The 13,832-nt window shown below is 69.1% G+C and carries 12 protein-coding genes; 8 read left to right on the forward strand and 4 right to left on the reverse strand.

Annotated elements, in window-relative coordinates:
• The first annotated feature begins 4 nt into the window (after positions 1 to 4).
• Together QFW96_RS07165 and QFW96_RS07170 are read left to right on the forward strand one after the other, a co-directional pair.
• Entirely contained in the window at positions 5 to 523 is a 519-nt protein-coding gene (locus tag QFW96_RS07165) for an amino-acid N-acetyltransferase (protein ID WP_281454759.1), read from the forward strand.
• Between the two features lie 287 nt (positions 524 to 810).
• Positions 811 to 1,317, forward strand: a complete 507-nt coding sequence (locus tag QFW96_RS07170) for a phospholipase (RefSeq protein WP_281454760.1) — start codon at positions 811 to 813, stop codon at positions 1,315 to 1,317.
• A 186-nt stretch (positions 1,318 to 1,503) separates the two neighbouring features.
• Here QFW96_RS07170 and QFW96_RS07175 read toward each other — a convergent pair whose 3' ends face one another.
• Positions 1,504 to 2,751, reverse strand: coding sequence for a sialidase family protein (locus QFW96_RS07175; protein WP_281455158.1), 1,248 nt, complete (start codon positions 2,749 to 2,751; stop codon positions 1,504 to 1,506).
• Positions 2,752 to 2,996: 245 nt separating this feature from the next.
• Positions 2,997 to 5,516, reverse strand: coding sequence for an FtsK/SpoIIIE family DNA translocase (locus QFW96_RS07180; RefSeq protein ID WP_281454761.1), 2,520 nt, complete (start codon positions 5,514 to 5,516; stop codon positions 2,997 to 2,999).
• A gap of 183 nt (positions 5,517 to 5,699) precedes the next feature.
• Here QFW96_RS07180 and QFW96_RS07185 point away from each other — a divergent pair, with 183 nt between their 5' ends.
• The 6 genes from QFW96_RS07185 (at position 5,700) to QFW96_RS07210 (ending at position 11,482) form a co-directional block, all read left to right on the forward strand.
• Positions 5,700 to 6,446 carry a lysophospholipid acyltransferase family protein gene (locus QFW96_RS07185; RefSeq protein WP_281455159.1) on the forward strand — a complete coding sequence of 249 codons (747 nt, stop codon included), beginning with the start codon at positions 5,700 to 5,702 and terminating at the stop codon, positions 6,444 to 6,446.
• A 125-nt stretch (positions 6,447 to 6,571) separates the two neighbouring features.
• Entirely contained in the window at positions 6,572 to 8,146 is a 1,575-nt protein-coding gene (locus tag QFW96_RS07190) for an alpha/beta hydrolase (RefSeq protein ID WP_425524725.1), read from the forward strand.
• A gap of 362 nt (positions 8,147 to 8,508) precedes the next feature.
• Entirely contained in the window at positions 8,509 to 8,829 is a 321-nt protein-coding gene (locus tag QFW96_RS07195; RefSeq protein ID WP_281454762.1) for a hypothetical protein, read from the forward strand.
• 37 nt (positions 8,830 to 8,866) lie between these two features.
• Positions 8,867 to 9,433, forward strand: coding sequence for a DUF3558 family protein (locus tag QFW96_RS07200; RefSeq protein ID WP_281454763.1), 567 nt, complete (start codon positions 8,867 to 8,869; stop codon positions 9,431 to 9,433).
• A gap of 27 nt (positions 9,434 to 9,460) precedes the next feature.
• Positions 9,461 to 10,654 (forward strand): hypothetical protein, encoded by a 1,194-nt coding sequence (locus QFW96_RS07205; RefSeq protein ID WP_281454764.1) that lies wholly within the window; start codon positions 9,461 to 9,463, stop codon positions 10,652 to 10,654.
• Positions 10,655 to 10,657: 3 nt separating this feature from the next.
• Positions 10,658 to 11,482 carry an ESX secretion-associated protein EspG gene (locus QFW96_RS07210; protein WP_281454765.1) on the forward strand — a complete coding sequence of 275 codons (825 nt, stop codon included), beginning with the start codon at positions 10,658 to 10,660 and terminating at the stop codon, positions 11,480 to 11,482.
• A gap of 51 nt (positions 11,483 to 11,533) precedes the next feature.
• On the opposite strand, the gene QFW96_RS07215 is transcribed toward QFW96_RS07210, so the two are convergent.
• Both QFW96_RS07215 and QFW96_RS07220 read right to left on the reverse strand, forming a co-directional pair.
• Positions 11,534 to 11,773 carry a hypothetical protein gene (locus tag QFW96_RS07215; RefSeq protein ID WP_281454766.1) on the reverse strand — a complete coding sequence of 80 codons (240 nt, stop codon included), beginning with the start codon at positions 11,771 to 11,773 and terminating at the stop codon, positions 11,534 to 11,536.
• Between the two features lie 328 nt (positions 11,774 to 12,101).
• Positions 12,102 to 13,790: a ribonuclease J gene (locus QFW96_RS07220; RefSeq protein ID WP_281455161.1), complete on the reverse strand. Its 1,689-nt coding sequence runs from the start codon at positions 13,788 to 13,790 to the stop codon at positions 12,102 to 12,104.
• Between the last annotated feature and the right edge of the window lie 42 nt (positions 13,791 to 13,832).

The following is a 13,832-nucleotide window of genomic DNA, read 5'->3' on the forward strand; positions in this document are numbered from 1 at the left end:
ATGCATGAATGGTTATGCGCCGTCGGAGATAGTGATTCGGCGGGCTCGGATCGCCGACGTCCCGACCATCAAGGCGCTGGTCGACACCTACGCGGGCGAGGTTCTCCTGGAGAAGGAGCTGGTCACCCTCTACGAGGACATCCAGGAGTTCTGGGTCGCCGAGGACGGCGGGCGCGTCGTCGGCTGCGGCGCGCTGCACGTGCTCTGGGAGGACCTCGCCGAGATCCGCACCGTGGCGATCGACCCGGCGGTCAAGGGCCGCGGCATCGGGCACCGGATCGTCCAGCGGCTCATCGGACTGGCCACCGACCTGGGTCTGACCAGGCTGTTCGTGCTCACCTTCGAGACGGACTTCTTCGGCCGCCACGGATTCCGCACCGTCGACGGCGCCCCGGTCAGCCCCGAGGTCTACGAGGAGATGCGCCGCTCGGTCGACGCCGGCGTCGCCGAGTTCCTGGACCTGGCCAACATCAAGCCCAACACCCTCGGCAACACCCGCATGCTCCTCGACCTGTCCCACTGAGCAGGTCTTCTTCAATCCTCATGCGTGGGCCCCAGCCTGCACCGCCGCGGGTTCTGAGCGGCTTCGTGGCGAGCACGCCGCGACTTGGACATGCATCAGGAGCGGCGCGCGGAGTCCACGGAGCCGCTCAGGTCCCCCTACCCGCACCGCTGAGCAAGGCGAGTTCGGCCCTCCGTTTCTGGTCGTTTATCAACCGTTCGCTTCGCAAGTTCGCAACTCTCTCACCGGTCACTCCGGGAACGGTTATAAACACCGGTGGTCATTCGTTCCACCCAGAGGAGACCACCTTGGAACGCACCCGTCGTCGCGGCCTCGTCGCCGCCGTGGCCGCCACCGGAGCCCTGCTGCTGAGCGGCGGCACCGCCTTCGCCGCCGACCTCACACCCGAGGAGCTGCAGAAGACCACCGACAGCTACCTGTTCGAGTACTCGCTGGACGAGTTCACCCAGACCAGAGGCGAGCAGCCGTACGCCGACCAGCTCGACTGGTCCTCCGACGGCTGCTCCTACTCCCCCGACGCGCCGTTCGGGTGGGAGTTCAAGGAGAGCTGCGACCGGCACGACTTCGGCTACCGCAACTACAAGCTGCAGGAGCGGTTCTCCGAGGACAACCGGCTGAAGATCGACGACAACTTCCGCGACGACATGTACTCGGCCTGCGACGGCGACGGCGCCTGCGAGGCCACCGCGGACCTCTACTACCAAGCGGTCCGCCAGTTCGGCGGCTCCGCCTCCTCGCTCGCCGAAGCCGTGGAGATGGCCGAGCTGCCGGACAAGGCCCGGGCTCAGCAGTGATCACCAGGTGACAGTTTTAGCCATAACTGACTCCGGCAAAACGGATATTTCACCTGATTTCCGGCGGGCAGTTATGGCTAAAACTGTCCCGACGCGGAGGACCCCCGCCCGGAGGGAGGACCATCTCTCCGGGCGGGGCGTTCTTCCCCCCGGGGCGGCCCCGGGTGCCAGAGGCCGATTCGGGTGTCAGCGGCCGATTCGGGTGTCCATCGGACGGGCTTCGGTCTGGGCCGTGGCCGCCGTGCCGGACTCGTCGATCGGGCCGACGCCGTAGAAGGCCTCGCAGGGACCGCCGATGTAGTGCTCGAAGTCCGTGGTCACGTGGATCATGGACTTGCCGTCGGAGGTCGGCAGCAGGGTCGGGCTGAAGTTCCGGCAAACGCTGCCCTGGTTGTAGCTGATCTGCACCGGTGCCGGGATCTCCTTCCACGGCCCGTCGAGCTTCCCCGGATCGTCGTTGACCATCACGGTCTTCCCGTTGCCCGGAGCCCAGCCGCCCTGGTCACCGCCGAGCATCTGGTAGCCCAGCAGCAGCCGTCCGTTCGGGTTCGGCCCCGGCGCGAGCGCGATGGTCGGCGTGCCGAGCGGCTGGCCGCCGGTGTCGGAGACGATCTCGGTGCCGAGGTCGTAGGGGTCGCCCCAGTCCCAGCCGTCGGAGGATTCGCGGATCCAGATCGTGCAGGTGTGCACCGGGTCGTAATTGCAGACCTCGTACACCATCACGTAGGTGCCGTCGGGCAGCTTGCGCACTCCCGACATTCCCGGGCGGACCCGGAACTCGTCGTTCTTCAGCATCTCCTTCGAATCGGTCCAATTTCGACCATCCGAAGAACGCACCTGCATCAGTTTCTGATCGTGCTTCGGGTCGCCGTCGTCGGAATAGAAGGCGACCAGATCACCCTGCTCCGAAACCGTGAACTCGGGTTCCCACACACCCGGTCCGACCGGGGCCCGCACGATGTCGGAGAGGTAGCTCCAGGTCTTGCCGTGATCGTCGCTGCGCCACACGCGGATGCTGGCCTGCCGCTCCTCCTCATCGGCGCCGACACCGGCCGTGCCCGCCCACAGCAGCGTCCCGGCGGGCATGTCGCCGACCTGCTGCGGCAGCTCGTACAGCGTCGAGCAGCACATCCCCTTGGTGTCCTCACCTGCGGGATCGTGGATCTCGGCGAGCGGTTGGAAGGTCTTGCCGTCGTCGCGGCTCTCCTGGATCGTCGCGAAGCCGGCGTTGTCGCGGTAGGTCGTCATGCTCGCCAGCACGCGGCCGTTGGCGTCCCCGGAGTGCTCCAGGCGCACCAGCCTCGGGTAGCTGGACCCGCCGACCCTGAGCAGCTCGCCCTTCTCCACGTCCTGCGTCCCGACGTCTCCGGGAGCGGGCGCGGATAACGCCATCTGCTGGAATCCGGCGGCGACCAATGCCGCCGAGAACAGCACGACCAACAAAGCGCGAACTTTTCGCACGACCATGCGCAATACCCCTCAACCGCAGGCGGATCAACCGTCAGCGGCGGAGAGGTTATCGCAGAAAACTTCTGAATCGAGCCCTCTGAGAATTCCGTTCAGAGCAATTGTCAGGTCGCAAACGGAGCAGTGGAAACAATGCGAAACAAATGGTGATGAACAAACGTGAAAAGTGCGGAGAAGAATCGGGCCCGCGGTGCGCACCGCGGGCCCGGGGATCACTCCTCCTCGTCGGGCGAGGGCCCGCCGCGGATCGCGTGGAGCGCGTTCTCCAGCTCGTCGGGCTTGACCAGCACGTCGCGCGCCTTGGACCCCTCCGAGGGACCGACGACGCCGCGCGATTCGAGCAGGTCCATCAGGCGACCGGCCTTGGCGAACCCGACGCGCAGCTTGCGCTGCAGCATCGAGGTCGACCCGAACTGGCTGGTCACGACGAGTTCCGCGGCCTGGAGCAGGACATCGAGATCGTCGCCGATGTCGGAGTCGATCTCCTTCTTGTCGCCCGACTTGCCCGCTGCGGTGACGCCGTCGGTGTAGTCCGGCTCGGCCTGGTCCTTGGTGTAGGCGACGATGCGGTGGATCTCGTCGTCGGCGACGAACGAGCCCTGCACGCGCACCGGCCGCGAGGCGCCCATCGGCAGGTACAGCGCGTCACCCATGCCGATCAGCTTCTCGGCGCCCGGCTGGTCCAGGATGACCCGCGAGTCGGTCAGCGACGAGGTCGCGAACGCCAGCCGCGACGGCACGTTGGTCTTGATCAGACCGGTGACGACGTCCACCGAGGGCCGCTGCGTGGCCAGCACCAGGTGGATGCCCGCGGCGCGGGCCTTCTGGGTGATCCGCACGATCGCGTCCTCGACGTCGCGCGGGGCGGTCATCATCAGGTCGGCGAGCTCGTCGACGATCGCCAGGATGTACGGGTAGGGCTTGTACTCGCGCTCGCTGCCCAGCGGCGCGGTGATCTCCCCGGAGCGCACCTTGGCGTTGAAGTCGTCGATGTGCCGAACCCGGTTGGCCTGCATGTCCTGATAGCGCTGCTCCATCTCCTCCACCAGCCAGGCCAGCGCGGCGGCGGCCTTCTTCGGCTGGGTGATGATGGGCGTGATCAGGTGCGGGATGCCCTCGTAGGGCGTCAGCTCCACCATCTTCGGGTCGATCAGGATCATCCTGACCTCCTGCGGGGTGGCCCGCGCCAGCAGCGACACCAGCATCGAGTTGACGAAGCTCGACTTACCGGAACCGGTCGAACCCGCGCACAGCAGGTGCGGCATCTTGGACAGGTTCGCGGTGACCATGTGGCCCTCGATGTCCTTGCCCAGGCCCATGACCAGCGGATGCGAGTCCTTGGCCGCCTCCGAGGACCGCAGCACGTCACCGAGCCGCACCATCTCCCGGTCGCTGTTGGGCACCTCGATGCCCACCGCGGACTTGCCGGGGATCGGCGCCAGCAGCCGCACGTTGTCGGTCGCGGCGGCGTAGGCGATGTTCTTGGTCAGCGCGGTGATCTTCTCGACCTTCACGCCCGGGCCCAGCTCGACCTCGTAGCGGGTGACGGTCGGGCCTCGGGTGAAGCCGGTGACCTGCGCGTCGATGTTGAACTGCTCCAGCACGGCCGTGATCGCCTCGATCATCGAGTCGTTGACCTTGCTGCGGCTCTTCGGCGGGTCGCCGTCGGTGAGCACGTCCAGCGGCGGCAGCTGGTAGTCGCCCTCGACGTCGCGGCTGATCAGCGGCGCGTCGCTCGTCTTCGCGGGTTTCTCGGGCTTCTCCGGCTTGGCGGCCGGGACCTCGGCGGCCTTCGGCTTGGCGGGCTTGGCCGGGGGTTCCCCGGGCACGTCGTCGAGGGAGAGCTGCTCGTCCTGCTCGGACATCGCCGCCTGGCGGCGCCGGGACGGGCGGCGCAGCTTGACGGTCGACGGGTCGCCCTCCAGCTCGGCCTTGCTGGGCGCGGGCTCGAAACCGTCCTCGTCGTCGTAGTCGTCGCCGCGCATCTTGGCGAGCACGTCGCGCACCGACGACCCGGTGAGCACGAGCAGTCCGAACAGCCCGGCGATGATCAGCACGGGGACGGCGACGTAGCCGGTCAGGCCGTAGGCCAGGGCGCCCCCGGCGACGAATCCGAGCGCGCCGCCCGCGGTGGGCCATGCTTCGGACTCCAGCGGGGCACCCGAGAGGACGTGGATGGTTCCCAGCGTGGCGAACACCAGCAGCACGGTCCCGATGACCACGCGCGGCCGGGCTTCGGGGCTGGTCTCGGTGCGCATCAGGATCACCGAGGTGATCAGCAGGACGATGGGCAGCACGACCGCGCCGATGCCGATGACCGAGCGCAGCGCCCAGTCGAACCAGTGACCGACCGGCCCGCCGGCCTGCCACCAGACGCCTGCGGCCACGACGACGGCCAGCGCGAGGTAGATCAGCGCGATCCCGTCGCGGCGGTGCGCGGGGTCGAGCTCGTGCGTTCTGCCGACCGCGCGGACCACGCCGCCGAGTCCGCCACCCCGCTTCCGGGTGGCAGGGGTCTTCTTGCTGCTCTTGGCGGGGGTGCGCTTCGCGGGCGTCTTGCGGGGCGCGTGCGTCGACCCGGCGCGCGGCTTGCTCTGCCCGCCGCCCTTGGATCCGCTGCTGGTCTTGGTGGACGCGGTGCTCTTGCCACGCTTCGCGGCGGTGCCGCTACGCTGCGTCGCCGCCTTGCCGCGCGACGAGCCCCGCCCCCCGTTCGATGTCCGGCTCGCCATGCCCCACACGGTATCGGCACCCGCCTCTCCCGTCACAACAACCACGGGGGTTTGCGCCCGCTGAACGCACGAGTCGTGAGACTCTTACCCATCATGGTTGCCCTGCCCAGCGGTCCGGAGCCGACACACCGGAGCGATCGCGAGACGCTGTTCCGCGCCACCCCGAGGCTGTGGCGCGCGCTGATGCGCGTGGACCGCGCGGTGATCGCGCTGACCGGACGACTCGTCGTCACCGGCGACGTGCCGGATGACCTGCGGGGACAGCCGGTGCTGATGGCGGCCAACCACATCGGCAACCTGGACCCGCTGGTGCTCATCGCCGCGTGCCGGCATCGGCGGATCGCGCCGCGCTTCGTCGCGACGGGCGGCCTGTTCGACGCGCCGGTGCTCGGTTCGATCATGCGCGCGGGACGGCACGTGCGCGCCGATCGCGGCAAGGCGACGGCGGCCGAGGCGCTGGACAAGGTCGTCGCTGCGCTCGCCGACGACGCGAACCCGGTTCTGGTCTACCCGGAGGGGCGGATCACGCTGGAGCCGAACATGTGGCCGGAGCACGGCAAGACCGGCGTGGCGCGGATGGCGCTCGCGGCGGGCACGAAGGTCATCCCGGTCAGCCAGTGGGGTGCGCACGAGGCCATGTGCTACGGCATGGTGCGCGTGGAGAGCGCCCGCGACCTGTGGATCCTGTTCTCCTCGTGGCTGCGGGCGATCGCGCGCAGGCCGACGATGCGGGTGCACTTCGGCGCCCCGGTGGACCTCTCCGACCTGTCGGCCGACCGCGTCGGCGACGCCGCGCGCGCCCGCGACCGCATCATGCGCGCGATCACCGAAGGCCTGGTCCGGCTGCGCGTCGACGAGCCCGACGCCCCGCTGCACCAGGACCGCACCCGCCCGGTCAGCGACAAGCGCTCGCCCTGGTTGGCCCGGTAACCGAACCGAAACGCGGTCGGCGCGACCATTTCTCGCCAACGCCGCGCCACGTTCTCGTCCGACCTCGTTAACTGTCCACACTGCATCGCCATCACCGGCGACAACCCGGACAGACGAGGACGATCGTGAGAAAAGCCGCCACCACCGCGCTGGCGCTCGGGCTGCTGATCGGCTTATCGCCGTCGGTCGGCTCGGCGTCGGCCGCACCAGCGCCCGAATTCACCCCTGCCCCGATCCAGTGGGGCCCGTGCGACAGCGAGACCCTGCAGAAGGCCGGTGCCGAGTGCGGCACGGTCTCGGTCCCGATGGACTACGCGGACCCGGCGGGCGAGCAGATCAAGCTCGCCGTCTCGCGCGTCAAGGCGACCGTTCCCGCCGACCAGTACCAGGGCGTCATGCTGGTCAACCCGGGTGGACCCGGCGGTTCCGGGCTGAACCTGAGCGTGCTCGGATCGGCGGTGCCGAAAAACGCCGGTGCCGCCTACGACTGGATCGGCTTCGACCCGCGCGGTGTGGGCAGCAGCGAACCGGCGTTGTCCTGCGACCCGAACTACTTCGGCTACAACAGGCCGCACTACGTGCCCGACGCCGAGCTGGAGAAGACCTGGCTGGACCGCGCCGAGGGCTACGCGAAGGCCTGCGGCAACGCGGGCAAGCTGCTCGACCACCTCAAGACCACCGACTCGGTCGAGGACATGGAGAGCATCCGCAAGGCCCTGGGTCAGGAGCAGATCAACTACTACGGCTTCTCCTACGGCACCTACCTCGGGCAGGTCTACGGCACCCTGCACCCGGAGCGGATGCGGCGGCTGGTGATGGACGGCGTGGTCAACGTCAACGACGTCTGGTACCAGGCGAACCTGAACCAGGACGTGGCCTTCGACCGCAACATCAAGATCTTCTTCGACTGGGTCGCCCGCAACGACGCGACCTACCACCTGGGCACCACCGCGGACGCCGTGGAGAAGCAGTACTACGACCAGCTCGCGAAGCTCGACGCGCAGCCGGCCGGTGACGTGATCGGCTCGGCGGAGTGGACGGACCTGTTCCTGCAGGCCGGGTACTCGACGTCGGTGTGGCCGGAGCGCGCGCAGGCGTTCTCCGCGTGGGTCAACAACGGCGACTGGGCCCCGGCCAAGGCGCTCTACGACGACACCAACGCCCCCGGCGACGACAACGGCTACGCGGTCTACACCGGCGTGCAGTGCACGGACGTGCAGTGGCCGACGGACTGGGAGCAGTGGCGCACCGACAACTGGGCCACCCACGAGAAGGCACCCTTCGAGACCTGGGGCAACGCCTGGTACAACGCCCCGTGCCTGACCTGGCCCGCGAAGGCGGGCAAGCCCGTCGAGGTCGACGGCAGCAAGGTCGAGGGAGCCCTGCTCATCAGCGAGGAGCTCGACGCGGCCACCCCGTTCCCGGGCGCCCTGGAAGCCCGCAAGCGCTTCCCGAACGCGAGCCTCATCAGCCTTCCCGGCGGCACCACCCACTCCGGCTCGCTGAGCGGAAACGCCTGCGAGGACGACAAGATCGCCGACTACCTGCTCACCGGCGCGCTCCCGCCCCGCCAGGACGGCGACGGCCCCGACACCACCTGCGAACCGCTCCCGCAGCCGACCCCGGACCAGGTCGGCACCCAGGCCACCCGCGGCCAACCGGCGGTCCTGCAGGAAGCCCTCCAGTCCAACCACCGCTGACCCGCTGACGAGAACGGGCCGGACTCCCCTGGGAGCCCGGCCCGTTCTCACTGCGCAACGCGCCCGGCGCTACAGAATCCCCGGTGACCTGCACGAAGACCTTGTCTCACTGCTCCACATCCAGTAGGAGACCGGGTCGCCCGCCACAGCCGCACTCCAGCACTGCTCAAGCACCGTGCTCCCTGAGCCGGCCACGTACCTGGGCGTTGCTACATACAGGTGATGGTTCGGGTGAAAGCGGTCGCTCAGTAGGGTGATCGCATTCATAATGTGCGCCGGTTCAAAACGCTGTGATCACCACCGGTGATCACCGAGGATGGACCGGAAGCCAGACGTCAGCCTGAAGTAGGGGGAACACCGCCGTGGCCGGGTTCGTAGTCGATCCTGCGGGACTGCAGAGCGCGATCAAACGCTTGGAGAAGATCCGGGATGACGCGCTCGCGATGGTCGACAGCGCGGCACGTGTCGAGCCTGGTGAGCTGACGGCCAAGGACAGCTACACGAACAAGGCGCGCCTGGCGATCACCGAACGCGCGGCTGGTGAAACGGGTTCGCTGCGGATGACTGCGCACGACCTCACCAAGAAGCTGCAGGAGAAGATCGACGCCTACAACGCGGTCCTCGCCGAATACCGGGCGGCCGACGAGCACGGGAGTGACGTCCAGCGCCATGTCGCGAGCTAATGTGCCGGACGTGATCCGAACCGTGACGAGGAGTGAAGTGGTCAAGCGCAGCGCGATCCTCTGTGCAGGTGCGGCTTTCGCCGGTGTCCTCACCGCCTGCGGTGGTGGCGGGACCGACGGCGCCCCGGCACCGGAGCCGCAGCAGCCGAGCGGGGTCACGATCGACGCCCCGAAGGACGCGATGGCGAAGGACCGATGCGGTCTGCTGCCTGCTGACGCCGCGGCCGGTCTGGGTCTCGCCGCGCAGGGCGAGGAGCAGTCGGATCCGCTGGACCCGGAGGCTCCCTCGCCGTGCGTGTGGAACTCCGCGGACGGCAAGAACCGCCTCTCGCTGACCCCGCTCGAAGGCCGCTCCATCCAGGCGTACTACGACAACAAGGCGAAGTACGCCGACTACCAGGAGCTCTCCATCGCGGGACACCCCGCCGCGCGAGCGAACCAGGGAGATCCCAAGCAGGACGGAACCTGCGACATCTTCCTCGCCACGAAGAACGACCAGATCCTGTCCGCGCAGGCCCACGTGATGGATACCAACCAAGACGCCTGCGGCATCGCGCAGAAGGCGCTCGAAGCCGCAGTTCCAACCCTGCCTGCTGCGCAGTAGTCACTGGGGGACAACACGATGCTCGACATGTGCTACGCGAGTAGCGCCAAGGAGTACCGCAAGCAGATGGGCGGCTCCCCGGACGCCGCCAGCCTGCCCGCGCCGACCGATGAAGGCGTCAAGCGCTGGGAGAACGCCGCGAAGGCGTTCGACCAGATGGTGGACGACATCGCCTCGGCGCTGCGGGACGCGGAGGCCGCCCACACCGGTGCCGCCGCCGACGCGGCCAAGTCGTCCATCGCCGAGATTCAGCCTCTTGCGAGGGCTGCTGCTGAGACTTCGCGTGGTGTGAAGGCGGCGTTGGAGGAGCAGAACTCCTACCAGCGGGAGGCTTTTCAGGCTCTTCCGATGAAGGACGACCCGTTGCCCAGCGGGCAGGGGGCTTTGCTCGATCCGCCGGAGAAGGGGTGGGTCGAGGACTGGGGGCTCGACTCGAACCCGGTGACCGGGTGGATGTCGGACTACGAAGAGCGCCAGCAGGCCTACGTGGACACCAACCAGCAGGCCAACCAGGTCATGGAGCGCTACAGCCAGCAGACCGAGGGCGTGATCGCGCGGCTGCCCGAGTTCCAGCCCGCCGACCAGCCGCCGCCGGCCGCTCCGCCCGCTGCGTCGTACCCGACGGCGAGCACGTATTCCGCTGGTGACGGCGGTTCTTCGCACTCGGGTGGCGGCTACTCCGCGCCCGCGAGCACGTCGTCCGCGTGGGCTTCGGCCCCGGCCGCCGCGCCCGCGCACGCTCCGTCGGCTCCGCCCGCCGCGTCGAACCCGTCGTGGGCGACTCCGTCCGGTCCCGGGCTTCCGCCCGGCGTCGTGCGCGGTCCCGACGGGACGCTGTTCCGGCAGAACCCGCAGACCGGGGCGTGGGAGCGGCAGAACCCCTACAACGGTCGCTGGGCTCCCTCCCCCAACGGCGGCCCGCGTGGCGGTCGCAGCGGCGAAGGCGCAAGTGCGCCGGTGGGTCGCGGTGCCGGTGGCCGGGCCGGGATGGGCGGTCTCGGTGGCTCCAGCGCCGGGAGCGGTGCCGGTGGTGCCGCCGGTGGTCGCCCCGGTCAGAACGGGGCTCCCGGTGGTGCCGGGGCCGGTCGCGGCAAGCAGGGCGAGGACGACGAGCAGGAGCACCAGCGCCCGGGCTGGTTGGTGGAGCAGGACGACGTGTTCACCAACGACATGCAGCGCACCGCTCCCGCCGTCTTCGGTGACGCCGACGCGGGCCGGTGATTCGTGGCCAGGCGTGAACTGAGCCTGCCTCCCGCCGCGGCGAACTACCTCTGCACCCGATTCGACCTGCAACTCCACCCGCTGCTGCGGGTGGGCTGGCTGCCGCTGGACGCCACCGAGTCCGACCGCCGCGAGGCGGCCGAGCTCGGTCGGCGCCAGCTCGTCCAGCAGAGCCTGTTCGACGGCGACGAGCTGCACCCGTTCGTCGAGGACGCCGTGCGCCTGCTCGCCCGGCCGCCGCTGGCGGTCGGCGTCGCGGTCCACGCGCGCGAAGGCGAGAACTTCAACGCGGTGCTCGTCGAATACGGCCGCAGCACGGTCCAGGCCTACCAGGCCGACGGTGAAACACCCGACGACCTGCGGGAAATCCGCATCAAGCGGCACGAGCACGGCGGTCCGGCGGGCAACGCCGTCAACCTGCTCGGCAAGATCACCGCCGCCGACGACGTCTCGGTGTCGCTGCCCTACGCGCACCTGGAGCAGGTGATCAAGCGGATGGGCGACTCGGCCCGGACCATGTCCGCGGCCCTGGGCTATGCGGGAGTGCGCGGGGCGCAGGGGAAAACGCTGATGCGGGCGTTCACCGCCAAGCGCAGCCTGGAAGGTCTCATCACCGCGCGGGCCTACGACCAGCAGGTCCGGCGCACCCGGTCGCTGCCGTTCAACGTGCAGTTCTTCGCCACCGAAGCCGGCTGCTACCTGGCGCAGCGCAAACCCGGCCGGGACGGCCAGGACTGGTACACGCTGGCACCGGCCGACTCCCGCAAGCTCATCGGCACCATCAACGAGATGATCCGGCTGCTCACCCACCCGGCCGCCCGCGTCTGAACGCGGAGGAGGGCCGGCCCCACCCCGGGGCCGGCCCTCCTGCCGAGCAGATCAGCCTTCCGTGATCGGCGCGTTCACGCAGCTGCTGTTCTGCGGGGACGCGATGGGCGCCGTGATCCCCAGCACCGCGGCGTTGTTGCCGCACAGCTGAACCGGCAGCACGCTCGCGTTGTTGTCGTTCAGCAGGTTGACCCCATCGTTGTCCGCGCTGTCAGCGAACGCCGGGCCGCCGATGGCCATGAGTGCCGTCGCCGCAGCGGCAGCGCCGAAAAGTCGAGCGGAAGTACGCACCTTCAGACCCCAATCTTGCGAGTGGTTTTTCCAGCGGAACGAAGTAGCTCGAACCGGCGAGATTCACCGTGGCAGCGGATCTGTCCGACAGCGCGGTGGGTCATTCCAAAGTGGCATGCCGTCCACCCGTGAGGTGTTCGAAACCACCCAGGGTGCACGGGAGAAACGGACATTCCCCGAGAACGACTGGCACGTCCGGGTAACGAGTGATCGGAAACGGGTACGGAAGCGGATCTTCGATCCCTCGCAGGCGGCTACCCGCGGTGATGCGAGAACGCGAACGGGGTGGCTCGGAAGGATTTCCGAGCCACCCCGTTCCAGCGAGAGATCAGGATCCGACGGGAAGCACGTTCGGCACGATCATGGGACGGCGGCGGTACTTCTCGGCGACCCAGCGGCCCACCACCCGGCGCACCGACTGCGCGATCCGGTGCGTGTCGGTGATGCCCTCGGCCTCGGTGCGCGCCAGCTCCATCTCCACCAGCGGCACCACGTCGTCCAGGGCCTTCGGGTCGTCGGAGAACCCGCGACCGGAGATCGTCGGCGGCGAGACCGCGCGCCCGTTCGTCACGTCCACCGCGACCGTGATCGCGATGAAACCGCCCTCGCCCAGCACCAACCGGTCCGACAGCGTCGACTCGCCCACGTCGCCCACCGACAGGCCGTCGACGTAGACGTGACCGACCTCGACCCGACCCGCGATGCTCGCGATGCCGTCGACCATGTCGACCACCACGCCGTCCTCGGCGATGACCACGCGATCCGCGGGCACCCCGGTCAGCCGGGCCAGCTCGGCGTTCGCGCGCAGGTGGCGCCACTCGCCGTGCACCGGCATCACGTTGCTCGGGCGCACCGCGTTGTACAGGTACAGCAGCTCACCGGCCGAAGCGTGCCCGGAGACGTGCACCTTGGCGTGCCCCTGGTGCACCACCTGGGCACCCAGCCGGACCAGGCCGTTGACCACGCCGAACACGGCGGTCTCGTTGCCCGGGATCAGCGAGCTCGCCAGCACCACCGTGTCACCGGCGCGGATGCCGATCTGCCGGTGCTCGCCCCGAGCCATCCGCGACAGCGCCGACAGCGGCTCGCCCTGCGAACCCGTCGAGACGAACGCGACCTCGTGCTCCGGCATCTCCAGCGCCTGGTCGAGGTCGACCAGCAGGCCGTCCGGCACGTTGAGCATGCCCAGATCGGCGGCGATGCCCATGTTGCGCACCATCGAACGGCCCACGAAGCAGACCTTGCGGCCGTGCGTCTCGGCGACCTCCAGCACCTGCTGCACGCGGTGCACGTGGCTGGCGAAGCAGGCCACGATGACCCGCTGCGTCGCCTTGCCGATCACCCGGTCCAGCACCGGGCCGATCTCGCGCTCCGGCGTGACGAAACCGGGCACCTCGGCGTTGGTGGAGTCGACCAGGAACAGGTCCACGCCCTCGTCGCCGAGGCGGGAGAACCCGGCCAGGTCGGTCAGCCGGCTGTCCAGCGGCAGCTGGTCCAGCTTGATGTCACCGGTGTGCAGCACGACCCCGGCGGGAGTGCGGATGGCGACCGCCAGCGCGTCCGGGATCGAGTGGTTGACCGCGAAGAACTCCAGCTCGAAGGCGCCGTGCGTGCTGCGCTGGCCCTCGGCGACCTCGATCAGCTCCGGGTTCAGCCGGTGCTCGCGGCACTTGGCCGCCAGCAGCGCGAGCGTGAACTTGGAGCCGACCACCGGCAGGTCCGGGCGCAACCGCAGCAGGAACGGCACGGCACCGATGTGATCCTCGTGACCGTGCGTGAGCACCAGGGCGTCGATGTCGTCCAGCCGGTCCTCGATCGCGCCGAAGTCCGGCAGGATCAGGTCGACGCCGGGCTGGTCGTCCTCCGGGAACAGCACGCCGCAGTCGACGATCAGCAACCGGCCCTCGTACTCGAAGACCGTCATGTTGCGGCCGACCTCGCCGATGCCACCGAGCGCGACGACCCTGAGACCACCTTCGGCCAACGGGCGTGGTGGTGCCGACGAAGTCGGCGTCACCGGGTGGTACTCGGTGGCTGTCGCCTGTGCGCTCAACGCTGT

Origin of the sequence: Saccharopolyspora ipomoeae (assembly GCF_029952525.1) — a bacterium.
Lineage (GTDB): Bacteria > Actinomycetota > Actinomycetes > Mycobacteriales > Pseudonocardiaceae > Saccharopolyspora > Saccharopolyspora ipomoeae.